This window comes from Streptomyces sp. NPDC008139, assembly GCF_042957025.1.
Lineage (GTDB): Bacteria > Actinomycetota > Actinomycetes > Streptomycetales > Streptomycetaceae > Actinacidiphila.
In genome coordinates, this window is sequence record NZ_JBIBHM010000002.1 from 424,465 (window position 1) to 447,601 (window position 23,137).

General features: G+C 72.2%; 22 protein-coding genes. 11 read left to right on the forward strand and 11 right to left on the reverse strand.

The genetic code is table 11. The features are described from left to right. Positions 1 to 39: 39 nt before the first annotated feature. From ACFZBB_RS05815 to ACFZBB_RS05825, 3 genes are all read left to right on the forward strand, one after another. Positions 40 to 480: an XRE family transcriptional regulator gene (locus tag ACFZBB_RS05815; RefSeq protein ID WP_391118168.1), complete on the forward strand. Its 441-nt coding sequence runs from the start codon at positions 40 to 42 to the stop codon at positions 478 to 480. A gap of 87 nt (positions 481 to 567) precedes the next feature. After that, a complete protein-coding gene (locus ACFZBB_RS05820; protein WP_355340781.1) occupies positions 568 to 1,125 on the forward strand; it encodes a ParH-like protein in 558 nt (185 codons plus the stop codon). Next, positions 1,118 to 2,437: an MAB_1171c family putative transporter gene (locus tag ACFZBB_RS05825; RefSeq protein ID WP_391118170.1), complete on the forward strand. Its 1,320-nt coding sequence runs from the start codon at positions 1,118 to 1,120 to the stop codon at positions 2,435 to 2,437. The genes ACFZBB_RS05820 and ACFZBB_RS05825 overlap by 8 nt, the downstream gene beginning before the upstream one ends. An 8-nt stretch (positions 2,438 to 2,445) precedes the next feature. Here ACFZBB_RS05825 and ACFZBB_RS05830 read toward each other — a convergent pair whose 3' ends face one another. After that, positions 2,446 to 4,305 carry a SpoIIE family protein phosphatase gene (locus ACFZBB_RS05830; RefSeq protein WP_391118172.1) on the reverse strand — a complete coding sequence of 620 codons (1,860 nt, stop codon included), beginning with the start codon at positions 4,303 to 4,305 and terminating at the stop codon, positions 2,446 to 2,448. Between the two features lie 227 nt (positions 4,306 to 4,532). Between ACFZBB_RS05830 and ACFZBB_RS05835 the strand changes: the two genes are divergently transcribed. From ACFZBB_RS05835 to ACFZBB_RS05845, 3 genes are all read left to right on the forward strand, one after another. Then, entirely contained in the window at positions 4,533 to 5,897 is a 1,365-nt protein-coding gene (locus ACFZBB_RS05835) for an FAD-dependent oxidoreductase (protein WP_391118174.1), read from the forward strand. Between the two features lie 88 nt (positions 5,898 to 5,985). Then, entirely contained in the window at positions 5,986 to 6,873 is an 888-nt protein-coding gene (locus tag ACFZBB_RS05840) for a helix-turn-helix domain-containing protein (protein WP_391118176.1), read from the forward strand. Between the two features lie 47 nt (positions 6,874 to 6,920). Beyond that, positions 6,921 to 7,385 carry a VOC family protein gene (locus tag ACFZBB_RS05845; RefSeq protein WP_391118179.1) on the forward strand — a complete coding sequence of 155 codons (465 nt, stop codon included), beginning with the start codon at positions 6,921 to 6,923 and terminating at the stop codon, positions 7,383 to 7,385. Positions 7,386 to 7,397: 12 nt separating this feature from the next. On the opposite strand, the gene ACFZBB_RS05850 is transcribed toward ACFZBB_RS05845, so the two are convergent. Then, positions 7,398 to 7,904: a GyrI-like domain-containing protein gene (locus tag ACFZBB_RS05850; RefSeq protein ID WP_391118181.1), complete on the reverse strand. Its 507-nt coding sequence runs from the start codon at positions 7,902 to 7,904 to the stop codon at positions 7,398 to 7,400. Positions 7,905 to 7,997: 93 nt separating this feature from the next. On the opposite strand from ACFZBB_RS05850, the gene ACFZBB_RS05855 reads away from it, so the two are divergent. Both ACFZBB_RS05855 and ACFZBB_RS05860 read left to right on the forward strand, forming a co-directional pair. Next, positions 7,998 to 8,792, forward strand: a complete 795-nt coding sequence (locus ACFZBB_RS05855) for a GNAT family N-acetyltransferase (RefSeq protein WP_391118182.1) — start codon at positions 7,998 to 8,000, stop codon at positions 8,790 to 8,792. Between the two features lie 69 nt (positions 8,793 to 8,861). After that, on the forward strand, positions 8,862 to 9,311 hold the full coding sequence (locus ACFZBB_RS05860) for a MarR family transcriptional regulator (RefSeq protein ID WP_391118185.1): 450 nt from the start codon (positions 8,862 to 8,864) through the stop codon (positions 9,309 to 9,311). 18 nt (positions 9,312 to 9,329) lie between these two features. Here the strand turns inward: ACFZBB_RS05860 and ACFZBB_RS05865 are convergent, their stop codons facing one another. Beyond that, positions 9,330 to 9,974: a DNA polymerase ligase N-terminal domain-containing protein gene (locus ACFZBB_RS05865; protein WP_391118501.1), complete on the reverse strand. Its 645-nt coding sequence runs from the start codon at positions 9,972 to 9,974 to the stop codon at positions 9,330 to 9,332. Between the two features lie 313 nt (positions 9,975 to 10,287). Between ACFZBB_RS05865 and gndA the strand changes: the two genes are divergently transcribed. Continuing rightward, positions 10,288 to 11,730 carry an NADP-dependent phosphogluconate dehydrogenase gene (gene gndA, locus ACFZBB_RS05870; RefSeq protein WP_391118187.1) on the forward strand — a complete coding sequence of 481 codons (1,443 nt, stop codon included), beginning with the start codon at positions 10,288 to 10,290 and terminating at the stop codon, positions 11,728 to 11,730. An 82-nt stretch (positions 11,731 to 11,812) separates the two neighbouring features. Then, a complete protein-coding gene (locus tag ACFZBB_RS05875) occupies positions 11,813 to 12,169 on the forward strand; it encodes a PRC-barrel domain-containing protein (protein WP_391118189.1) in 357 nt (118 codons plus the stop codon). Between the two features lie 302 nt (positions 12,170 to 12,471). On the opposite strand, the gene ACFZBB_RS05880 is transcribed toward ACFZBB_RS05875, so the two are convergent. The 4 genes from ACFZBB_RS05880 to ACFZBB_RS05895 all read right to left on the reverse strand — a co-directional run bounded on the left by ACFZBB_RS05880 (position 12,472) and on the right by ACFZBB_RS05895 (position 17,578). Continuing rightward, a complete protein-coding gene (locus tag ACFZBB_RS05880; RefSeq protein ID WP_391118191.1) occupies positions 12,472 to 14,835 on the reverse strand; it encodes a glycosyl hydrolase family 65 protein in 2,364 nt (787 codons plus the stop codon). Beyond that, a complete protein-coding gene (locus tag ACFZBB_RS05885) occupies positions 14,832 to 15,575 on the reverse strand; it encodes a beta-phosphoglucomutase family hydrolase (protein WP_391118193.1) in 744 nt (247 codons plus the stop codon). The genes ACFZBB_RS05880 and ACFZBB_RS05885 overlap by 4 nt, the downstream gene beginning before the upstream one ends. Before the next feature lie 165 nt (positions 15,576 to 15,740). Continuing rightward, positions 15,741 to 16,397 carry a methyltransferase domain-containing protein gene (locus tag ACFZBB_RS05890; RefSeq protein ID WP_391118196.1) on the reverse strand — a complete coding sequence of 219 codons (657 nt, stop codon included), beginning with the start codon at positions 16,395 to 16,397 and terminating at the stop codon, positions 15,741 to 15,743. Positions 16,398 to 16,540: 143 nt separating this feature from the next. Then, positions 16,541 to 17,578, reverse strand: coding sequence for an FAD-dependent oxidoreductase (locus tag ACFZBB_RS05895; protein WP_391118198.1), 1,038 nt, complete (start codon positions 17,576 to 17,578; stop codon positions 16,541 to 16,543). A 133-nt stretch (positions 17,579 to 17,711) separates the two neighbouring features. On the opposite strand from ACFZBB_RS05895, the gene ACFZBB_RS05900 reads away from it, so the two are divergent. Beyond that, a complete protein-coding gene (locus ACFZBB_RS05900) occupies positions 17,712 to 18,692 on the forward strand; it encodes an aldo/keto reductase (protein ID WP_391118200.1) in 981 nt (326 codons plus the stop codon). Positions 18,693 to 18,762: 70 nt separating this feature from the next. On the opposite strand, the gene efeU is transcribed toward ACFZBB_RS05900, so the two are convergent. The 4 genes from efeU to ACFZBB_RS05920 all read right to left on the reverse strand — a co-directional run bounded on the left by efeU (position 18,763) and on the right by ACFZBB_RS05920 (position 23,129). Then, positions 18,763 to 19,620: an iron uptake transporter permease EfeU gene (gene efeU / locus ACFZBB_RS05905; protein ID WP_391118202.1), complete on the reverse strand. Its 858-nt coding sequence runs from the start codon at positions 19,618 to 19,620 to the stop codon at positions 18,763 to 18,765. A gap of 54 nt (positions 19,621 to 19,674) precedes the next feature. After that, entirely contained in the window at positions 19,675 to 21,075 is a 1,401-nt protein-coding gene (gene efeB, locus ACFZBB_RS05910; RefSeq protein WP_391118204.1) for an iron uptake transporter deferrochelatase/peroxidase subunit, read from the reverse strand. A gap of 121 nt (positions 21,076 to 21,196) precedes the next feature. Further along, the gene (efeO, locus tag ACFZBB_RS05915) at positions 21,197 to 22,339 is read right to left on the reverse strand and encodes an iron uptake system protein EfeO (protein ID WP_391118207.1); all 1,143 of its coding nucleotides are present in this window, start codon (positions 22,337 to 22,339) and stop codon (positions 21,197 to 21,199) included. Positions 22,340 to 22,595: 256 nt separating this feature from the next. Continuing rightward, on the reverse strand, positions 22,596 to 23,129 hold the full coding sequence (locus ACFZBB_RS05920; RefSeq protein WP_355349224.1) for a GNAT family N-acetyltransferase: 534 nt from the start codon (positions 23,127 to 23,129) through the stop codon (positions 22,596 to 22,598). Between the last annotated feature and the right edge of the window lie 8 nt (positions 23,130 to 23,137).

A 23,137-nucleotide genomic window follows, 5' to 3' on the forward strand; every position in this document is an offset into this window, starting at 1 on the left:
GAACCCATACTGGTTGGACCGACGCAGGGGAGGCGGGCGATGGGCGAGCACGAGTCGCAGGCCCCCTCCGCGTCGACGCTGGCCGAGAAGATCGACGCGCTGTTCCGGGTCGTGCGACGGCCCAACCGTGAGCCGTACAGCCATGAAGAGGTCGCCCGCGCCTGCCGCGAGGCCACCGGCGAGAGCTTCTCCGCGACCTACCTGTGGCAGTTGCGCACGGGCCGTCGCGACAATCCCACCAAGCGCCACCTCGAAGCCCTGGCGCAGTTCTTCGACGTGCCGGTCGGATACTTCTTCGACGACGAGCAGGGCGCCGCCATCGCCAAGGAGCTGGAGCTGCTCGGCGCGCTGCGCGACGCGGGCGTCCGCAGCATGGCCCTGCGCGCGGTCAACCTTTCCCCTGAGGGCGCGGCCACGATCAGCGACATGATCGATGTGCTCGCCCGCAGGGAGCGTGGCTCTCCCAGCCGCGAACCCTGACAGCGCCTGAAGTGCACGCAGCGCTTGAAGTGCGCGAACTCTTCGGTGAGATCTCGCGGTTCCACCCGGCGGACAAGGGGACAGCGTGTGAGACGTGTGCGACGTGACCGGAGCCGAGCTCTGTGGCACAGATGTCAGCGGACGGTCGACGGGCTCGACCTGCCCAATCCGTTCGACGCGACGGTCTTCATCGGGATGCTCGCGGTCGCCCGCGGCCGTCCGATCGAACTCGTGCCCGTCTCCTCCCGGCCCCACACACCGTGCGGCCTGCTGGTGACCACCGACCATGGCGACTGCATCCTCTACGCCGCCGACACCAGCGCGCTGCACCAGCAGCACATCCTGCTGCACGAGGCGGCCCACCTGGTCTGCGGCCACCACGAGACCGCGCCTGCGGCGTCGGCCGCCGCCCAGGTCCTGTTACCGCACTTATCGTCGTCCCTGGTCCAGCGGGTACTCGGCCGCAGTGTGTACACCGAACCGCAGGAGCAGGAAGCCGAGTTGGTCGCTTCGCTGATCCTGACCCGTACCGCCCGTCCATTGGGGAACACCGTCCCCGTGCCGCCGCCGCATCCGCAACGAACGCGTCTGGACAGGTTGTTCGGCATCCCGGAGGACCGCGCGTCGGGCCGCCGTGATGGCTGATCTCCTGTCGTTCGTCTCCGCCGCGTTCTTCCTGGTCTTCGGTGTCCACCGGCTGGTGATCACCCGTCGGCCGTGGTCCGATTCCGCGCAGCGCTACGTCTACGGCTTCGCGCTGTGCCTGGGCTCGGGCATGCTGTTCAACACCCCCGCCCTCACGGAGGCGTTGTCCTCCGACACGACCTTCGACAACCTGGTCAACCTGGGCATCCACGACGTGAAGATGGCCGGTTTCGCCTTCCTCGTCCTGGTGGCGTACGCGCTCAAGTCCCCTGCGGCGGCGGCCCCGCGTGCGGTGCGCCTCCAGATGTGGGCGGCCGGTGCGGTACTGGCCGTCTCTACCGCGCTCTACCTGGTGGCCGACCCCGCCATCGCGGGCGACGCGCTGACCGTCTCGTCCGGCCACCGGTGGGCCCTGGCGTCGTACAACGCGCTCTTCGCCCTCTACGGTTCGTGGTGTCTGGCCGTCCTGGCCAGGGAACTCGCCGACCACGCCGGCCGGACCGCCCCCGGGCTGCTGCGTACGGGACTGCGGCTGATGCTGCTCGCCGCCGCGGTGGGCGCGGTGTGGACGCTGTGGGCGCTGGACGACGTCATCGCGGACCTGCGCACCGGCAGCCAGGGCGTCGCCGAGGATGTGGTCTCCTCCATGCTCGGCGCGGTCACCGCGGCGCTCGCCACCGGAGGGGCCACCACCACGCTGTGGGTCGGCCCGCTCGGCGCCCCCATGCGGTGGCTGCGCGCCTACCGCAGCCACCGCGCGCTGGAGCCGCTGTGGTCGGCGCTGCACAGCGAACTGCCCGAGATCGCTCTCGACCCGTCGGCCGCCGACCGCCGACCGGGCCTGCGGCAGGCCGAATTCGCCCTCTACCGCAGGGTGATCGAGATCCGCGACGGCCATCTCGCGCTGCGCCCGTACTTCGAGTCCGGCGTCACGGCCTGGACCGACGGGCGCGGGGGAGACGACGGAAGCGAGCGGACCGGCGGCGACGCGATCGACTGGGCCGACGAGCGCGGCCGTGACCGGCAGGCCGTGCTCGAAGCGGCCACGATCGCGGCGGCGTTGGAGAACAAACGCGCCGGGCGCCTGTGCGAAGGCACCGCCGCTGAGCGGTCCGCGCCCCCCGGCCACACCCCGCCCACGGTCCCCGGCACGGTGGAGGCCGAGGCGGCCTGGCTGCGGGAGGTGACGGCCGCCTTCACCTCGTCCCCGACGGTCGCCGCCGTTCGCCACCGCACCCGTACGACCGCCGAAGCCCATACGGCCGGGGTCCGCGCCTCCGAAGCCCGTATGCCCGAAGCCCGCAACGGCTGAGCCGCGCCTCAGACGTCCTGTCCCGCGACCCCGTCGGCGTCCTCCGACAGCTCGAACCACACCGTCTTGCCCTCCGACTCCGGCCGTACGCTCCACTGCTCGGACAGGATGTCGAGCAGGACGAGGCCGCGGCCCGAGGACGCCATCTCGCCCGGGGTGCGCTGGTGGGGCAGTTCGTCACCGCTGTCGGAGACCTCGACGCGCAGCGTGCGGCAGCCGGGCTCGCCCGAGATCGAGGCCATCAGGGCCGCCGTCTGGTCGGTGTGCACCAGCACGTTGCCCAGCAGCTCCGACGCGAGGAGCACGGCGGTGTCCACCTGGTCGGGCTGCGCCCAGTCGTGCAGCAGCGCCCGCAGCTCGGAGCGCGCCTCGGCCAGGCCCTCGGCCTCGTCCTGGTCGATCGTGGTCAGGATGCGCCGAACGGGTCGCACGGGGCGCTGGACGCCGGTGTCGCGGCGCAGCATGAGCAGCGCGATGTCGTCCTCGTTGCGCGGGCTCAGCCGCTCCTCGCCATTCTCGGTCACCGGGCCGACCACGCTCTGGATCAGCCGGTCGGCCATCCCCTCCAGGTCGGAGGTCGGGCCGGGCGACAGCGCGTCCCGCACCCGGTTCCAGCCGGTGTACATGTCGTGCCCGCCGGTCTCGATGAGCCCGTCCGTGCAGAGCATCATGATCTCCCCGGCCTGGAGCTCCAGTACGTTGACCGGGTAGTCGTCCTCGTCCGGCATCAGACCGAGCGGCAGCCCGCCCCTGATGTGCTTGATCATGCAGGTGCCGTCCGGCATGCGCAGCACGGGGTGCGGATGTCCGGCCCGCGCCACGTGCAGCGTGCCCGCCGCCGGGTCCGCCTCGATGTAGATGCAGGTCGCGAATCTGTCCCCGTCCAGCGAGGTCAGGAAGCGCGACGTCCGCGACAGCACCGCGTCCGGGCCGTGCCCCTCGGCCGCGTACGCGTGCACGGCGGTCCGCAGTTGGGCCATCAGGCTCGCCGCGTGCAGGTCGTGGCCCTGCACGTCGCCGATGACCAGCGCCAGACGGCCCGAGGGTAGGTCGATGATGTCGTACCAGTCGCCGCCCACCACCAGCCCGCCCCCGGTCGGCACGTACCGCGAGGTCACGGTCATCCCGCGGTACACCGACGCGCCCCGCCCCATGCTGCTGCGCAGCCCGCGCGACAGGGCCAGCTCCGCCTCGCCGGTGTGCGTCCGCTCCAGGGCGCGGGAGATCAGCCGGGCGAGCGTGACCAGCGTGCTGCGCGTGTCGCTGTCGAAGTCGACGTCGTCCAGGAACGCCACCAGCCAGACCCCGGTGATCCGGCCCGTGCTCACCAGCGGCAGGAACGCCCACGATCTGCTGCCCTTGCGGGCCGCGACCCGCCATGTCGTCGGAAAGCGGTCGCGGTACCCCTCGACCGTCGGCAGATACACCGGACGGCCGGTGCGCAGCACCTCCGCCGCCGGATAGTCGGTGGTGATCGTCATACGGACGGTCCGGCTGCCGCCGGTCCGGTACCCGTACCGCCCGATCAGGTTCAGCGACCGCTCGGTGACGCCGAACAGGGCTGTGCCGTCCATCGGGAACTCCGGCGAGGTGAGCGACGCCAGAGCCATGAAGACCTCGTCCACGGAGGTCGCCTCGGCCAGGGCGCGGCCCGCCTCCAGCATCCGCACATCACGGTGCCTGCCCGCATCGGTGGGGGCGCGGGCGGCGCCGCCCCGCTCACCGTCCTCGCCCGGCGCGGGCCTGCGGGTCCTCTCGTGCGGGCCGGTCTCGTTCAGGGCATCGATCTGACGCAGTTCGGCGGCCTGCTCGGCGGCGCGCCCCGCCGTCCGGTCGTCCGCCGGGGGTCCATCGTCACGATCGTTCATCCACGGCCCCTTCGACTCATCCGCCGTCCCGTCGCTTCGTCGTTTTGTCCGCTTGTCGTCCGTACCATGCTCCGTCGAGTCGGCCGTCCGTGCAGCGCGGTGTACGCCGTGACCGGCCGTCCGGCTGGCGGGCCCGCTCGCGGCGTACTAAGACAGGAGGTGTGCCGGACCGCGTTCACGGGGCAGGGGAGCAGACGGACGCGAAGACCTGAGAAGGGACGGATGTCGTGGCACGACCCAGGATTCTCGTGGTGGGCGCCGGTTTCGCAGGAGTGGCGTGCGTACGCCGCCTGGAGCGGTCACTCGCCGCCGACGAGGCGGACGTCTCACTGGTCACACCGTTTTCGTACCAGCTCTACCTGCCGTTGCTCCCCCAGGTGGCCTCCGGGGTGCTGACCCCGCAGTCCATCGCGGTGTCGCTGCGCCGCAGCAGCAGGCACCGCACCCGGATCATCCCCGGCGGAGCCGTGGGAGTGGACACCAAGGCCAAGGTCTGCGTGATCCGCAAGATAACGGGCGAGCTGCTGAACGAGCCGTACGACTACATCGTGCTGGCGCCCGGCAGTGTCACCCGCACCTTCGACATCCCAGGACTGCTGGACAACGCGCGCGGCATGAAGACGCTCGCCGAGGCCGCGTACATCCGCGACCACGTCATAGCGCAGCTCGACCTCGCGGACGCCAGCCAGGACGAGGCCGAGCGGGCCTCCCGGCTCCAGTTCGTGGTGGTCGGCGGCGGCTACGCGGGCACCGAGACCGCCGCCTGCCTCCAGCGGCTGACCAGCAACGCGGCCAAGCGCTACCCGCGCCTCGACCCGAAGCAGATCAAGTGGCACCTGATCGACATCGCCCCGAAGCTGATGCCGGAACTGGGCGACAAGCTGGGCAAGAGCGCGCTGGAGATCCTCGGCAAGCGCGGCATCGAGGTCTCGCTCGGAGTGTCGATCGCGAAGGCGGGCCCCGAGGAGGTCACCTTCACCGACGGCCGGGTGCTGCCCTGCCGCACCCTGATCTGGACCGCGGGCGTCGCCGCGAGCCCGCTGGTCGCCACGCTCGACGCCGAGACGGTACGCGGCAGGCTCGCGGTCACCCCCGAGATGACCGTGCCGGGGCTCGACGGCGTCTTCGCGCTGGGCGACGCGGGCGCGCTGCCCGATGTCACGAAGGGCGAGGACGGCGCGATCTGCCCGCCCACCGCGCAGCACGCCATGCGGCAGGGCCGCACGATGGCCGACAACATCCTGGCCACCCTGCGCCACCGGCCGCTCACGCCGTACGCGCACAAGGACCTCGGCCTGGTGGTCGACCTCGGCGGCAAGGACGCGGTCTCCAAGCCGCTCGGCATCGAGCTGCGCGGCCTGCCCGCCCAGGCGGTCGCCCGCGGCTACCACTGGTCGGCGCTGCGCACCAACGTCGCCAAGACCCGCGTCATGACCAACTGGCTGCTCAACGCGGTGGCGGGCGACGACTTCGTCCGCACCAACTTCCAGTCCCGCAGCGCCGGCACCCTGCGCGACTTCGAGTACACCGACACGTATCTGACGCGTGAGGAGATCCTGGAGCACACCAGGGGGATGGTCGCGGGCGGCTGACGGCGGCGGTCGCCGGACGTTACGGTCGCCGTACACGGCGGGCCGTCGCATACGGCGGGCCGCCGCGTCCGCCGGGAGGACGGAGAGCGTGAGCACGGGTACGGGTACGGAGCCGGTCACCGGCACGGGCGTCGTGGACGAGGCGGTACGCGGCAGGCCCGCGCCCGCCCTGCGCGGTCTGGTCGGCTGGTACTCCGGCTACCGGCAGCGCGGCGTGCCACCGACCAGGCACCGGGGGCTGCCGTCCCCGTACCTGACGCTGATTCTCACGCTCGACGAACCGCTCACCGTCGCCGCCCACCCCGATCCGGCGGAACCGCCCGGCGATTTCTCGGCGCTCGTCGGCGGTCTGCACACCACACCCGCGCTGATCAGCGTGCCCGGCCGCCAGTCCGGCGTGCAGATCGCCCTCGACCCGCTGGGCGCCCGCGTCCTGCTCGGGCTGCCCGCGGGCGCGCTGGCCGGAGCGGATCTCGCCGCGCAGGACGTGCTCGGACCGTCGGTCGCCGACGTCCTCGACCGGCTGCGGGCCGCCCCGGACTGGGCGGGCCGCTTCGCCGTCGTCGACGCCTGGCTGCTGGACCGGGCGCGCGCCGACCCGCGCGCGGGCGTACGGCTCCATCCGGAGGTACGGCACGCGTGGCGGCTGCTCGCGGCCACCGGCGGCACGATCGGCGTGGCGCGGCTGGCGGCCGAGGTCGGCTGGAGCGACCGGCGGCTGCGGGACCGCTTCGCGGCGGAGGTGGGGCTCAGCCCGAAGGCCGCCGCACGGGTGATCCGCTTCGACCGGACCCGCCGGGGCCTGGCCTCCTACGGCGCCGCCGAGGGGCGGCTGGCCAGGATCGCCGTCGACCGCGGCTACTTCGACCAGGCGCACATGGACCGCGAATTCCGGGCCCTGGCGGGCTGCCCGCCGACACTGTGGCTGGCCGAGGAGCGCCGAAACATCCAATCCGGGCACCACCCGCCCGAGTGAGGCTGGACGCGACAGCACACCGGCAGCACTGAGGAGGTCCGATCCCCATGACCGAGAGCACTGGCGACAACCCGGCGCAGGGCGCGAGCGACGGCGGTTCCGCGCGAGCGAAGACCGCACCGCCGCCCCAGGTCTGGCCCACCCTGCGCGCCCGCGACGCCCGCGGGCTGATCCGCTTCCTCGTGGACGCGTTCGGCTTCGAGGAAACCGCGGTCTACGGCGAGGGCGACACCGTCGCGCACGCGGAACTGGCCTGGCCGGAAGGCGGCGGCATCATGCTCGGCTCGGTCCGTGAGGACCCGGACGGCACCTGGGCCAAGCGTCCCCCCGGCTCCTTCGGCGCCTACGTCGTCACCGCCGACCCCGACGCGCTGCACGCGCGCGCCAAGGCCGCGGGCGCCGAGATCACCACGGAGCTGTTCGAGACGGACTACGGCTCCCGCGACTTCGCGGCCCGCGACATCGAGGGCAACCACTGGTACTTCGGCACCTATCCGGGCGAGCCGCGATAGGCCCGCGCGGCCTCAGTCGGCCAGCCGGAACTCCAGGTCCGTCTCCCACTTCGCGGTGTCGGGCTGCGAGCGCGGATCGGTGCGGTAGCTCTCCATCCGGCAGCCCCACCGGTCGCCCTCGGCGGTCGGTCTCATGTCCCAGCGCAGCCCCGCCGCCAACGCCCAGTCGAGCAGCAGCGCCGTGGCGCCGACGAGCCCGGCGGGGCTGCCGAGGTGCGTGTACGTCACGAAGCGGCCCGCGGGCAGCACGCCGGAGAACAGATCGCCGTCGTGCACCACCGCCCCCGCGACGGGCACCCCCGCCTCGATCTCGAGCTGCCTCGCCATGTCGATGACGTTGTACTTGAGGAAGGGCGGCCCGGCGGGCTCCACGCCGAGCGCGGACAGCCGCCCGATGACTTCGGGGATGCGGTGGGCGATGGTGTCGACCGATTCCATGGTGACAAGGGCCCGGACGGCCGCGTACGGGCGAGCGGCGCGGTCGACGATCCGGGGCGGTACGTATCCGGTAGTGGTCATGCCCCGGTAGACCGCCCGCGGACCGCAAACTCATCGCGGGCGCCGTACGGGGCCCGCGAAAACCACTTGCGGGCCTTCGTAGCGTTGGCTCGTATGACGAACAGTGACGGCCTGCTCGCGGCCTATGACGAGCAGATGCGCGGCGCCCCGCCGAACCTCCCCGCCGGGGTCAGGTGCGAGCGGGACGGACCGGTCCTGCGGCTCAGCGGGCAGTACCGCGGCTTCGTGAGCACACCGCCCGACCTCGGGGTGGAGGGCGCGGAGCTCGACCGGCTGATCGCCCGCCAGCGCGACTTCTTCGCGGCGCGCGGCGAGGCCGTGGAGTGGAAGACCCGCGCGCACGACCGGCCCGCCGCCCTGCCCGAGCGGCTGCTCGCGGCCGGCTTCGTGCCCGAGGAGCGGGAGACCGTCGTGATCGGGCGGGCCGAGGAGATGACGGCCGACCCCGTACTGCCGGACGGCGTCGTCCTGCGCCAGGTCACCGCCGACGCCGACCTGCGGCGGATCGCCGCCATGGAGTCCGCCGTGTGGGGCCAGGACTGGGGGTGGCTGGCCGACGATCTGGCCGGCCGGATCGCCGCCGCGCCCACCGAGGTCGTCGTCCTGGTCGCGGAGGCCGACGGCCTGGTCGTCTCGGCGGCCTGGCTGGTGGTCAGGACCGGCACCGACTTCGCCGGGCTCTGGGGCGGCTCGACACTGGAGGCGTGGCGCGGCCGGGGCATCTACCGCGCGCTGGTCGCCGCCCGCGCCCATGTCGCCGCCGCCCGGGGCATCCGCTACCTCCAGGTCGACGCCTCGGACGACAGCGCGCCGATCCTGCGGCGCCTCGGCTTCCACGCGGTGACGACCACGACGCCGTACATCTGGTCGCCCCCCGCCCGGACCTGAGAGCGGGGACTTCCCCGCGGTACGGACTCCCGTGCCGCGCCCGGCCACCGGTCTCTTTACGGTAGGGGTATGGAAGAGAGCACCGAGGACATCTCGCAGACCGCGGTCCAAGCGGCCCACGACCTGCGGGTGACGGTCAGCCGCCTGCTGCGCAGGCTGCGGGAGATCGCCGACACACAGGACCTGACCCCCTCCCAGACCTCGGTGCTCAGCAGGCTGGGCAAGGGCGAGGAGTCCACCGCCAGCGCGCTGGCCGCCGCGGAGGGGGTCCGCCCGCAGTCGATGGCCGTCGCGCTCGGGGCGCTCGAACAGCACGGGTTCATCGAGCGCCACCCCGATCCCCGCGACGGCCGCAGGCAGTTGATCGTGCTCACCGCCGCGGGCCGCGAGCGGGTCCAGGGCAACCGCGCGGCCCGCGAGGAGTGGCTTGCCCGCGCCTTCCAGGACCGCTACACGCCGCGAGAGCGCGAGACGGTCATCGAGGCGCTGGCCCTGATGGAACGCCTCACCCAGCCGTAGTCCGCGCGGCGGCCGTCCTCACGCGTGGTCCGATCCGGCGGGCCCTGATCCGGCGGACCCTTCCGGCGGCTCCTCGCGCTCGACCGCCGCGAGGGTGCGGCCGGTCAGGACCGAGCGGGCCCTGCGCGGATCCGGAGTGGTCCCGCGGCCCGGCGTGCTGTGCGCGTCCTTCTTCTTGACCAGCAGCCACGCCGGGTCCGCCGCGTCCCCCTGACCGCCGTCGGCGGCCTGGTGGATACGGGTCAGCGCGTACGCGCCGAGCAGTTTCGTACCGCGCAGTTCGAAGGAGGCGTGGCCGCGCTCCAGGGCCCGCGCGAACGCCTCGGGGCCGCCGTCCGTCAGCGGGTGGTAGGTGCCGTGATCCCAGACGATGACGGGCCCCGCGCCGTACTGGCCGCCGGGGATCACGCCCTCGTACTCCCGGTACTCCAGCGGGTGGTCCTCGGTGGGCACCGCGAGCCGTTTGTCGCGCGGGTCGGTGGACGGCCCTCTCGGCACCGCCCAGGACTTCAGCACCCCGTCGACCTCCAGCCGGAAGTCGAAGTGCATCCGGGTCGCGTCATGGATCTGCACGACGAAGGACGGGTCGTCGCCGGGGGCCGCCGTACCGCCCTCGGGCTCGTCGGTGCGGTCGAAGCGCCGCATGCCGCGGTACTTCGCCAGCCGGTCCCGCTCCTGGCCCGTACTCCGGTCGGCGCCCTGGCCCGCGTTCTTGTCGTCGCCCGAGCCCGAGCCCGCGCCCGTCTTCGCGTTGCTGTTCGCGTCCGCCACGACGGCTCCTCTCCGTACGGCCCGCTCCTGCCATCATCGGGCAGCCGGAGCGGTCCGGCCCGGCCGGAGCGGTCCGCACGGGTGGCTGTCGGCCGCCGGAAGAGGCAGGCTCGACAGTGGGGCCACGGGAAGCGCACGGCCCCCGCCACCGTTGCACGGCAGGAAGACGTACGCAGACGCACACCAACAAGTGTGGAGACATCGCATGAGCGGATCGGCGGACATCGGCGTCACCGGACTGGCAGTGATGGGCAGCAATCTCGCCCGGAACTTCGCCCGCCACGGCTTCACCGTGGCCTTGCACAACCGCACCACCGCCAAGACGAACGCCCTGGTGGAGCAGTTCGGCGGCGAGGGCACCTTCATCGCCGCGCAGTCCGCGCAGGAGTTCGTCGCGGCCCTGGAACGGCCGCGGCGGCTGGTCATCATGGTCAAGGCCGGTGAGGCCACCGACGCGGTGATCCAGGAATTCGCGCCGCTGCTGGAGCCAGGCGACGTGATCATCGACGGCGGCAACGCGCACTTCGCCGACACCCGCCGCCGCGAGAAGGAACTGCGCGAGCAGGGCATCCACTTCGTCGGCACCGGCATCTCCGGCGGCGAGGAGGGCGCGCTCAACGGCCCGTCGATCATGCCCGGCGGGTCCGCCGAGTCCTACGAGTCGCTCGGCCCGCTGCTGGAGCGGATCGCCGCCAAGGCCGAGGACGGCACGCCCTGCACGACGCACATCGGCCCCGACGGCGCCGGTCACTTCGTGAAGATGGTGCACAACGGCATCGAGTACGCCGACATGCAGCTCATCGCCGAGGCGTACCACCTGCTGCGCGAGGTCGCCGGTTACTCGCCCGAGCAGATCGCCGAGACCTTCAAGACCTGGAACACCGGGCGCCTGGACTCGTACCTGATCGAGATCACCGCGCAGGTGCTCGCGCACACCGACGCGGCCACCGGCAAGCCCTTCGTGGACGTCGTCGCCGACCAGGCGGAGCAGAAGGGCACCGGCCGCTGGACCGTGCAGATCGCCCTCGACCTGGGCGTCCCCGTCTCCGGCATCGCCGAGGCGGTCTTCGCCCGCTCCCTGTCGGGCCACGGCGAACTGCGGGCCGCCTCCCGCGACCTGCCGGGCCCCTCGGGTTCGGTACTCGGCGAGGCCGAGGCCGCCGCCTTCGCCGACCGCGTGGAGCAGGCGCTGTACGCGTCCAAGATCGTCTCGTACACCCAGGGCTTCCACCAGATCCAGGCGGGCAGTCAGACCTACGACTGGGACATCGACCTGGGCGCGGTCGCGTCGATCTGGCGCGGCGGCTGCATCATCAGGGCCGCCTTCCTCGACCGGATCAAGGAGGCGTACGACAGCCGCCCCGACCTGCCGAGCCTGCTGTCCGACAAGCAGTTCGCCGAGGAGATCGGCGCGGCGCAGGACGACTGGCGGTCGGTCGTGGCGACGGCGGTGGGCCACGGCGTGCCCACGCCCGGTTTCTCCGCGGCGCTGGCGTACTACGACGCGCTGCGCGCCGAGCGGCTGCCCGCGGCGCTCACGCAGGGTCAGCGCGACTTCTTCGGCGCGCACACCTACCGGCGCACCGACCGGGCGGGCTCTTTCCACACGCTGTGGGGCGGCGACCGCTCGGAGGTGAGCACGGATTGACCCGACTGCCACGTGCGTGTGGCGCGTGGACCGGGGCACAAGCAAAGTGAACGGGTACGGCACGTCACCAGGAGGACTCGTCATGATCAAGCCCGCTGATCTCCGCGAATGGCGCGACCACGACGTGGTCGACTCAGAGGGACACAAGATCGGCTCCCTCGAAGCGGTGTATGTGGACACCGGCACCGACGAGCCGCTGATGGTCACGGTCCAGATCGGCCTGCCCACCAGGCACCGGCTCACCTTCACGCCCGTCACGGACGTGATCGTGGGCCCCGGATGGGTGAAGGTCCCGTACGACAAGGCATTGGTGAAGTCGGCCCCCTCGATCGGCACGGACGACGTCCTGCCCGTCGAGGACGAGGAGGCGATCTTCCAGCACTACGGTCTGCCGTACAAGCCGACCGGCGACGGCGTGCGCCTGCTCGCCCGACGCTGACAGCGCCCTCGCTGACAGCGCGCGAGCACTGACGGGCACACCCGTTCCCGCACCACCGCCCGTGAGAGAACAACCGAGTGGGGTGCGGGCCCCGGGGGGCCGGCCGCCCCCCCACCGGTGCCCCCCGGGACCCCCCCAGCCCGGCCGCCCGATTGTGGGGCGGCGGCCCCCCCCCGGGGGCCCGGCGGCCCCCCCGGGCCGCCCCCCCCCGGCCCCCCCCCCCCCCCGGCCCACCACCCCCGGGGGGGGGCCGGGCGGGGGGCCGGCGCCCGCACCCCACTGCGTTCCCCGCGGGACACGTCCTAGCCGGGCCGCTGATTGCGGCGGCGCGGCGCCCGGCCCGGGGGCTGCGAGGGCTGCGGGCGGTGCTCGATCTCCGGCAGGTCGCGGCTGACCGGGTGCTCCGCGGTCAGCATGAAGGACTTCTCGTAGTGCAGGACCTCGATCGGCTCGCCCTTCGCGAGGGTGTACGTGGCCTTGCTCCTGGTGACCTCGACGTGCAGCCGGCGCCCGCGGAAGGCCAGCCGGAAGGCGATCCGGCTGAGCGCGTCGGGCAGCCGGGGCGCGAAGCGGATCGGGTCGCCGTCGAAGAGCCGCATCCCGCCGAGTCCCGACACCAGCGCCGTCCACGTACCGGCGAGCGCCGCGATGTGCAGGCCGTCACGCGAGTTGTTCTCCAGGTCGCCGAGGTCGATCAGCGCCGACTCGCCGAGGTAGTCGTAGGCCAGTTGGAGATGGCCGACCTCGGCGGCGAGGATCGACTGGCAGTACGCCGACAGCGACGAGTCGCGGACGGTCAGGGGCTCGTAGTACGCGAAGTTCCGTACCTTCTGGGCGTGTTCGAAGGCGTCGCCGCGCAGGAACATGGCCAGCACCAGGTCGGCCTGCTTGACCACCTGCTTGCGGTACAGGTCGAAGTAGGCGTAGTTGAGCAGTAGCGGATAGTGCGCCGGATCGGTCTCGGCGAAGTTCCACACCTGGTGCCGGGTGAAGCCCTTGGACTGCTCGTGGACCCCCAGCTCCTCGTTGTACGGCAGGGACATCGCCGCCGCCGCGTCCCGCCAGGCCGCGGTCTCCTCGTCGGTGACGCCCAACTCGGCGGCCCGGCGCGGATGGCGCTCGGCGGCGTCCGCCGCCGCGACGAGATTCGCCTGCGCCATCAGGTTGGTGTACGCGTTGTCGTCGCTGATCGCGCTGTACTCGTCGGGCCCGGTCACGCCGTCGATGTGGAAGGCCCCAGTGTGGTCGTGATGACCCAGGGACCGCCACAACCGGGCCGTTTCCGCGAGGAGTTCGAGCCCGATGTTCTCCTCGAAGTCCCGGTCGCCGGTGGTCGTCACATAGCGCACCACCGCGTCGGCGATGTCGGCGTTGATGTGGAAGGCCGCCGTGCCCGCGGGCCAGTACCCCGACGCCTCGGCACCGTTGATCGTCCGCCACGGGAACGCGGCACCGGCCAGGCCCAGTTGATGGGCGCGCTCCTGAGCCGCCGGCAGTGTGTTGTGGCGCCAGCGCAGCACCTCCGAGGTCGCGCGCGGCGCGGTGAAGGTCAGCACCGGCAACACGGCCGTCTCGGCGTCCCAGAAGGTGTGGCCGTCGTAGCCCGAGCCGGTCAAACCCTTGGCGGGGATCGCCCGTTCCTCGGCCCGCGCACCGGCCTGTAGGACGTGGAAGAGCCCGAAGCGCACCGCCTGCTGGATCTCGGTGTCGCCGTCGACCTCCACGTCCGCCCGGTCCCAGAAGTCGTCCAGGTAGGCGCGCTGCTGCTCCAGCAGACCGTCCCACCCGGTGTCGCGGGCGCCGACCAGCGCCGCGTCCGCCTGGTCGCGCAGCGCGGGCAGCGACCGGGTCGCCGACCAGCCGTACGCGACGAATTTCTCCAGCCGCAGCCGCTGCCCGGACTCCAGAACGGAGGTGATGGTGAGCCTGCTGACGTCGTCGTCGGACTCCGAGGAGACCTTCGTGGTCGCCTCGGGGCCGTCCACGCGGTGATCGGCGGCGGCGGCCAGCCGCAGCCCGCTGCGGGCCGTGGAGTGCACCAGCCGCAGCCGGGTGCCGGACGCGAAGTTCTCCTCCGGCACCAGCGGGTTCTCCAGCGCGGCGGCCCGCCGCGGGTCGCCCTCGCTGCGCGGCACCTCCTCGTTGGCCACCAACTCCGACTGCACGACCACCCGCAGGCTGCCGTCCAGCGGCTCCACCTCGTACGCGACGGCGGCCACCGCGCGCTGCGTGAAGGAGACCATGCGCGTCGAACGCACCCGCACCGCGCGGCCCGCGGGGGAGACCCACTCGCACACCCGGCGCAACACCCCGGCCCGCAGATCCAGTTCACGCTCGTGCGAACGGATGGTGCCGTACCGCAGGTCGAACGGCTCGTCGTCCACTAGCAGCCGGATGATCTTGCCGTTGGTGACGTTGATGACGGTCTGCCCGGACTCCGGGTCGCCGTAGGCCGCTTCGGCGTACGGCAGCGGGTGCGTCTCGTGCAGCCCGTTGAGGTACGAGCCGGGCAGGCCGTTCGGCTCGCCCTCGTCGAGATTGCCGCGCCAGCCGATGTGCCCGTTGGAGACTGCGAAGACGGACTCGCTCTGCGGCAGCACGTCCAGATTCAGCTCGGACTCGCGCAGGCTCCAGGGAGCTACCTCATAGGCGGGGTCGGTGATCACGCGGTCACTCCGATCAGGTCGGCGAGGTCCTTCACCACGGTGTCGGCGCCGTGCTCGCGCAGTGCGTCGGTCTGTCCGACCCGGTCCACGCCGACGACGAAGCCGAAGTGCCCGGAGCGCCCGGCGTCCATGCCGACCAGCGCGTCCTCGAAGACCGCCGCCCGGGCGGCGTCAAAACCCAGCTCCTCGGCCGCGGCCAGGAAGGTGTCCGGGTGCGGCTTGCCCGGCAGATGCCGTTCCTTGGCGACAACACCGTCCACCCGTACGTCCAGCAGGTGCTCGATGCCCGCGGAGACCAGCACGTCACGGCAGTTCGCGCTGGACGACACCACCGCCGTGCGCAGGCCCGCCGCCCGTACCGCCTCCAGATAGCGCACCGAGCCCGGGTAGGGGCGTACGCCCTCGGTGCGGATCTTCTCCAGCACGACGTCGTTCTTGCGGTTGCCGAGGCCGTTGACGGTCTGCCGGTCCGGTGGGTCGCCGTCCTCGCCCTCGGGCAGTTCGATGCCGCGGGCGTGGAGGAAGGTGCGCACGCCGTCGGCGCGCGGACGGCCGTCCACGTACGCGTCGTAGTCCTCCTTCGCGTCGAAGGGGCGGAAACCGTCGCCGTCCCTGTCCCGCAGGAAGTCGTCGAAGGTCTCCTTCCACGCGGCCGCGTGCACCAGCGCGGTCGGCGTCAGCACGCCGTCCAGGTCGAAGAGGCACGCTCGTACGCCATGGGGCAGTCCGATCTCCGTCATGCCGCACAGGTTCCCACTGATACCCGACACCATGCCGACCAGGGGGTGAAGACCCCCCGTGTCGCCGTACGCCGTGCGGGCGGGAGGCGCGAGGTCCGCGACCCCGCCCGCGTCGCGCGTGTCGTGCGCCGGGTCCGTGTGCCGCCCGGCGTGTCGTGCGCCGGGTCAGCCGGACACAGAGAGCCTGCGGACCTTCACGGCGTTGTCGGTACGCGTGGTCGGGCGCCCGTCGGGGTCGTTCTGGATCCGCTCGTGCTCCGCGCAGAGCAGCACCTCCCACGCGCCATCCGGCAGTTCGAGGCAGGCCAGCACCTCCTGCGGCGAGGGCAGACGCACCTCGGGGTGGGGGTTCTTCTCCCAGGCGGGGAAGCCCGAGTGGCCGACGACGAGCAGGACGCCGCCGGGCGCGACGGCCGCCGCCGCGGCCCGCAGGATCTCCTCGCGCGGCATCTCGCCCAGGGTGTGCAGGAATTGGGCCGAGACGAGGTCGAACGCGCCCTCGGGGAAGGACACGCCGAGGTCGTGCCGCTGCCAGTTGATCCGGTCGCCGACGCCCGCCTCCTCGGCGTGCCGCGCCGCGCGGTCGAGCGCGACCCCCGAGATGTCGGTGGCGGTGACACGCCAGCCCTGACCGGCGAGCCAGATCGCGTCGCCGCCCTCGCCGCAGCCCAGGTCGAGCGCCCGGCCTGGCGACAGCCCGGCCACCTCGCGGACCAGGACCGTATTGGGATCGCCGCTCCAGATCCGCTCGCTCCCGGAGTAGCGGGCGTTCCAGAACTCCTCGCCCTGGAGTTCCTCGGTCGCCGGAGTGTTGTCGGTCATCGGCCTGTCCTTTCCCTTCGTGAGTTTTGTGATCTTCGTGGAGCGTGCCCTCACGGGCGGGTCCCCGTCGTCCGCGCGGCGGCGCCGGCGCGCCGTTCCCGTACCGGTCGGTGCCGTCCTCGTACCGCTCGGAGCCGCGCGCCCTACGCGGTCGGCGCGGCGCCCGCCGAAGCGCGGCGCGCGGCCACCGCGGCCAGCGTCTCCTGCTCGGTCAGATCCGCGTTGATCGCCGCGGCGGCCCTGACACCCGCCGTGGCGCCGCCGATGAGGATCTCGACAGGTGAGGCCACATTGCCCGCGACCCAGACGCCCGGCACGGCGGTGGCGCCCGTCGGATCGGCCTCGACCCGGGTGCCGATCGGCACCCCGCCGATCTCCTGCTCGACCGTGGTCAGACCGAGGTCCGCCAGCAGATCCGTCCTGGCGTCCAGGCGGGTGGACACCACCAGCGCCTGGCAGGGGATCACCCGGCCACCGGCCAGAGTCATACCGGTGAGCCGGTCGTCGGTCACCTCCACGGCGGCCACCTCGCCCTCGACCACGGCGATCCCGCGGGCGGCCAGCCGCTCGTACTGCTCGTCGTCCGGCTCGGGCGCGGTGTGCACGAAGAGGGTGACGTCCTGGCTCCACTGCCGCCACATCAGCGCCTGGTGCACCGCCAGCGGGCCGGTGCCCAGCACGCCGATCGCCTGCCCGCTCACCTCCCAGCCGTGGCAGTACGGGCAGTGCAGCACCTCGCGCCCCCACCGCTCGGCCAGCCCCCGCACCTCGGGCAGCCCGTCCACCAGACCGGTCGCCAGCAGCAGCCGCTCGGCGCGGACCGCTGAGCCGTCGTCCAGCCCGACACGGAAACCGCCGCCGTCGAGCCGCGCGGCCGAGACGGCCCGGCCCTCGACGGTCTCACCACCGTAGCGGGCCACCTCCTCCCGGCCGGTGGCCAGCAGTTCCGCGGGCTTCGCGCCCTCGCGGCCCAGATAGTTGTGGATGCCGTCGGCCGGCGCGTTGCGCGGCTCGCCCGCGTCGATCACCAGCACCGAGCGGCGCGCCCGGCCCAGCGTCAGGGCCGCGCTCAGTCCGGCCGCCCCGCCGCCGACCACCACGACGTCGAAGCGCCGCTCCCCGGCCGCCTCCGTACGCGCCGCCGCCTGCCCGTTTCCGTTCCGGCTCACCTTGTCGGTCATGATGACCACCTCCGAGCACGGAGCATCGGACACCTGCCGTCCGGGCGGCAAACATTGTTGCCGGAACGGCAATATTGATCCCGGGTCGGCCGGGGTACCGGTGGACATGGGGACCACGACGCGAGGAGACGGTATGGAGTACACCCGGCTGGGCACGACGGGCCTGAAGGTGTCACGGATCGCCCTGGGGATGATGAGCTACGGCGACCCGGGCAACCGGGCGTGGATGCTCGACGAGGAAGCATCCGAACCCCTGGTCCGGCGGGCCGTCGAGGGCGGTGTGACGTTCTTCGACACCGCCGACATGTACTCGCTCGGCCGCAGCGAGGAGATCACCGGACGGCTGCTGAGCAAGCTCTTCGCCCACCGCGACGACTACGTGCTCGCCACCAAGGTCTGCCTGCCGATGGGACCGGGCCCCAACGACGGAGGGCTGTCCCGCAAGCACATCCTGGCGGGCATCGACGCCTCACTGCGCCGGCTCGGCACCGACCACGTGGACCTCTACCAGATCCACCGCTGGGACTACGAGACCCCCATCGAGGAGACGATGGAGGCGCTCGCCGACGTCGTCCGCTCCGGCAAGGCCCGCTACATCGGCGCGTCCAGCATGTTCGCGTACCAGTTCGCCACCGCCCAGTACACGGCGAAGGCGGCGGGACAGCCGCGCTTCGTGTCGATGCAGAACCACTACAACCTCGTCTACCGCGAGGAGGAGCGGGAGATGATCCCGCTCTGCCGGGAACAGGGCGTCGGCGCCATCCCCTGGAGCCCATTGGCCCGCGGCCTGCTCGCCGGATCACGCGGCAGGGACGGCGAGCGCAGGACCGTACGCTCCGGGAGCGACGCCTACGCCGACGAGCTGTACACCGAGGCCGACTTCGACGTGGTCGACGCCGTCCGCACCGTCGCGGACGAACGCGGCGTGCCCATGGCCCGGATCGCGCTCGCCTGGCTCCTCAGCCGACCGGCCGTGACCGCGCCCATCGTCGGCGCCACCAAGCTCGCCCACGTGGACGACGCCGTCGGCGCGGTCGAGGTGACCCTCACCGACGACGAGATCGCCCGTCTCGAAGCGCCTTACGTCCCGCACACGATCCGCGGCCACCGGTGACGTCCGTCGGCCGTGCGCGGGCCCCGGCCACGGGACCGCACGCGGTCCCGGAGCAGGCCGGGGCCTCAGGTCAGCGCGCGGTCTCCGGTTGCGACGGCTCGGGGGAGACCCGCGCGGCGGGGGCGGGGCGACCGCCGGAGCGGCGGAAGAAGAAGTACAGCGTGGGCGCGAGGTAGACGCCCCAGGCGCAGACCTGGAGCACCGTAGGATCCGGCTGGAAGTTGAAGACGCCCTTGAGCAGGGTGCCGTACCAGCTGTCCGGCGGGATCGTGGAGCTGATGTCGAAGGCCAGGCTGCCCAGGCCGCCGATCCAGCCCGCCTCCTGGAGGTCGTGCAGACCGTACGCGAGCACACCGGCCGCGACCACGACCAGCATGGCACCGGTCCAGGTGAAGAACTTCGCCAGATTGATCCGCACCGCGCCCCGGTAGAACAGCCAGCCCAGGATCACGGCGGTGGCCAGACCGAGCATCGCGCCGATCAGCGGACGTACGCCGTCGTCGCTCGACTGCACGGCCGTCCACACGAACAGCGCCGTCTCCAGGCCCTCGCGGCCGACCGACAGGAAGGCCGTGACGACCAGCGCGGTGGTGCCCATCGCGAGCGCGGCGTCCAGCTTGCCGTGCAGCTCGGCCTTCAGGTGCCGCGCGGTGCGGCGCATCCAGAACACCATCCAGGTGACCAGCGCGACCGCGATGATGGACAGCGAACCGCCCAGCGCCTCCTGGGCCTTGAAGGTCAGCTCCGACGAACCGAACTGGAGCAGCGCGCCGAAGCCGAAGCTCAGCAGCACGGCGGCGCCGATGCCGGTCCAGACCGGCGGCAGGCTCTCGCGCCGCTCCGACTTGACCAGGTAGGCGATCAGGATGCAGACGATCAGGCTGGCTTCCAGGCCCTCTCGCAGGCCGATCAGATAGTTGGCGAACACGGCGGTACTCCAGGGGCCGGGACGGGTGGGACGCTGGTCGGGGGATGGGGGACGTCAGCCGAGCAGGGACTGCCCCCACCACTCGCCGGATTTTCGGACGCCGGGCGGGCAGGCGAAGTGCGCGGAACCGACGTGCTGGATGTACTCGTTGAGCGCGTCGCTCGCGGCGAGCCGCCGCTGCAACGGGACGAACGCCTTACGCGTGTCGCGCTGGTACGCGAGGAAGAACAGCCCCGCGTCCAGCCGCCCCAGACCGTCAGAGCCGTCGGTGAAGGAGAAGCCGCGGCGCAGGATCATCTGCCCGGCGTTGCTGTCCGGATGGGCCAGGCGTACGTGCGCGTCCTTCGGCATCAGCCCGAGGTCGGGCGTGTCGCGCTCGCGCTGCTTGCCGTACGGCGCGCCCTCGCCCTTGGTGCGGCCGAACACGTCCTCCTGCGCCTGGAGGCCCTCGCGGTCCCAGGTCTCGATGTGCATACGGATCCGGCGCGCGACCAGGTACGAGCCGCCGGTCATCCAGTCGGGACCGTCCCCCGGGCCCGCCCACACATGGCCGTCCAGCGTCGATGTGTCGGTGCCCGACACATTGTGCGTGCCGTCCTTGAAGCCCATCAGATTGCGCGGCGTCTGCGCGTCCGGCGTCGTCGAGGACGTCTTGCCGAAGCCGAGCTGCGACCAGCGCACCGACACCTTGCCCATGCCGATCCTGGCGAGATTGCGGATCGCGTGCACCGCGACCTGCGGATCGTCCGCGCACGCCTGGACGCACAGGTCGCCGCCGCTGCGGGCCGGGTCGAGATTGTCGCCGGGGAAGTGCGGCAGGTCGATCAGCGCCGCCGGGCGCCGGGCACGCAGGCCGAACCGGTCGGTGCGCGTGCCGTCTTCGGCGACCTGCTCGAACAGACTCGGGCCGAAGCCGACCGTGAGGGTCAGCCGGGAGGCGGGCAGGCCCAGCGCCTCACCGGTGTCGTCCGGCGGCGCCTCGGCCGGCCCGTCCACCGCGCCCGTGCCGACCTCGCGTCCCGCCGTCATCGCGGCGGCGGCGCTCGTCCACTCCTTGAGCAGCGCGGCCAGCTCCGCCTTGTCGTCGGTGAGGACGTCGAACGCCGCGAAGTGCAGCCGGTCCTGGACGGGGGTGGCGATACCCGCCTGGTGCTCACCGTAGAAGGGGACGGAGCCGTCGGAGGACGCGGAGCCGCCGTTCGTACCGCTGGTCACCGCCGCGGCGACCGAGCCGCCGCCCGCCGCGCCGAGGGCGAGTCCGGCACCGGCCCAGCCCATGACCGCGCGGCGGCTGAGCGCCCGGTGGGTACGGTCGTCCGCGGATGTGTCGGTGCTCGTGCTCGTGTCGGTATCCGTGTCCACGGTCGTGCCCTGCGGGGAGGTCGAGGCGGGCTCGGTGCCCTGGGGGTCTGCGGGGGTGGACTCGGTGCCGCCGGTACCGGCTGCTTCGTCCATGAGCGGTGGCCCTTCTATCGGTCCTGCGTCGTGCGTACCGCAGCCGTGACCCTCCCTGTGCGGGAGTGCCACGGCTCGGTGAGCTGCGGTTTCGGGCGCCCGGCCAGCCGGACGCCGAGGGTTACTTGGCGGGTGCGACAGCCGCGGCGAGCTTGGACAGCGGCTCGGCGAGCGAGTTGACCGCGTCGGAGAACGCCTTGCGCTCCTTCTCGGTGACCTTGTCGTACGAGACGAAGCCGTCGCCCTGCCGGTACTTGTCCAGCAGCGTCTGGATGTCGGCGAATTCGGTGTCCAGGGTCTTGGACAGCGCCGGGTCCTTCTCGGCGGCGACCGGCTTCAGCAGCTCGTACGCCTTGCGGGCGCCCGCCACGTTCGCGTCGAAGTCGGACAGGTCGGTGTGGCTGTAGCGGTCCTCCTCACCGGTGACCTTGCCGGTGGCGACCTCGTCCAGCAGCTCCTTGGCGCCGTTGGCCATGCTGGTGGGCGTGATGTCGGCGGTGCCGACCCGCTTCTGCCAGTCCTTGAGGTCGGCCACCAGCTTGTCGGCGAGGGTGCTGTCCTCGGGCGTCAGCTTGCCGTCGGCCCACAGCGCCTTCTCCAGCCGGTGCCAGCCGGTCCACTTCTGGCCGTCCTCCAGACCGTCCTCGCGGGTGTCGGTCTTCGGGTCGATGTCACCGAAGCTCTCGGCGACCGGCTCGGTGCGCTCCCAGCCGACCCGCGACGGGGCGAAGGCGGCCTTGGCCGCGGCCACGTCACCGGCCTTGACCGCGTCGGCGAACTTCTGCACCAGCGGGATCGTCAGGTCGGCCTGCTCCTGCGCGTACTCGCGGTACGAGGCGACGGCCTCGTCGAGCCGCGGGTCACCGGGCTTGGGCGCGTTGGCGCCCGTCACGGTGATCTTCTGCCGGATGCCGTCGCCCTTCATGCCCGGCTTGCAGGCCACCTCGTACGTGCCCGCCTTGATCTGCGCGGTGATGGTGGCGCTGGTGCCGGGGCCGATGTTCTCCCGCTCGGTGACGATGCGGTCGCCCGGCGCGTAGACGTAGACCTCGGTGACCTTGGAGCCCTTGTTGTGCACATCCAGGCTGACGGAACCGGCGGGGAACTCCGTGCGCGAGACCTTGCAGGAGCTGTCGGCCGCGTCCACCCGTATCGCGCCGTCGGACGAGGCGTCGTTCTTCTTCGCGCAGCCGGTGGCGGCGGCCGTGCCGAGGACGACCAGGGAGAGCAGGGCGACAGCGGAGGCTCTGGGCACGGCAGGCATGGGTCAACAACTCCACGGGCGGGAAAGGGGCGAAGACGACGACGGGTGCGCAGGCAGGGAAAAACACAAGGCTTGCCTTAGGCAAGGCAAACCTTAGTGAAAAGCCTGTGACGTGTCCATGTGATCAGCGTCGCTCCCCGACAGACCGACAGACCGACAGACCGACAGGTCGACAGGTCGGCGGGCCGACTGACCGACCGGCGGGCCGACCTGGCCGACGGACCGGCCGACCGATCCGGGCCCGGCCCTCCGCGGCTCAGGCCCGGTATTCGGTCAGGTCGATCGCGTGCACCCGCACCGGGCGGCCGGACACCGGGTGGGTCGTCGTGCGGTCCGGCACCATGCCGAGCTTGCGCATCACGTTCTCGGAGGCGTCGTTGCCGAGCTGCGCGATGCTGATCACGCGGTCGAGGCCGCGGTCCTGGAGGGCGAACTCCAAGGTGGCGTGAGCGGCCTCCGACGCGTAACCCTGCCCCCAGAACTGGCGGCCGAGCCGCCAGCCGATCTCCACCGCGGGCAGTACCTCGGGCAGGAACGTGGGCACGGACAGCCCCGTGAACCCGGCCAGTTCACCGGAGGCGAGGAGTTCGACGGCGAAGAGGCCGAAGCCCTCGTCGTCCCACTCCTCCTCCCACCGCTCGATGGACTCCGCGGTCTGCTCCAGGTCGCGGGGCAGCCCGTCGCCGATGTAGCGCATGACCTCCGGGTCGGCGTTGATCTCGGCCATCGGCGCGATGTCGTCCTCGCGCCAGCGGCGCAGGACCAGGCGGGGCGTGCGGATCTCGGTCATGGCCCCAT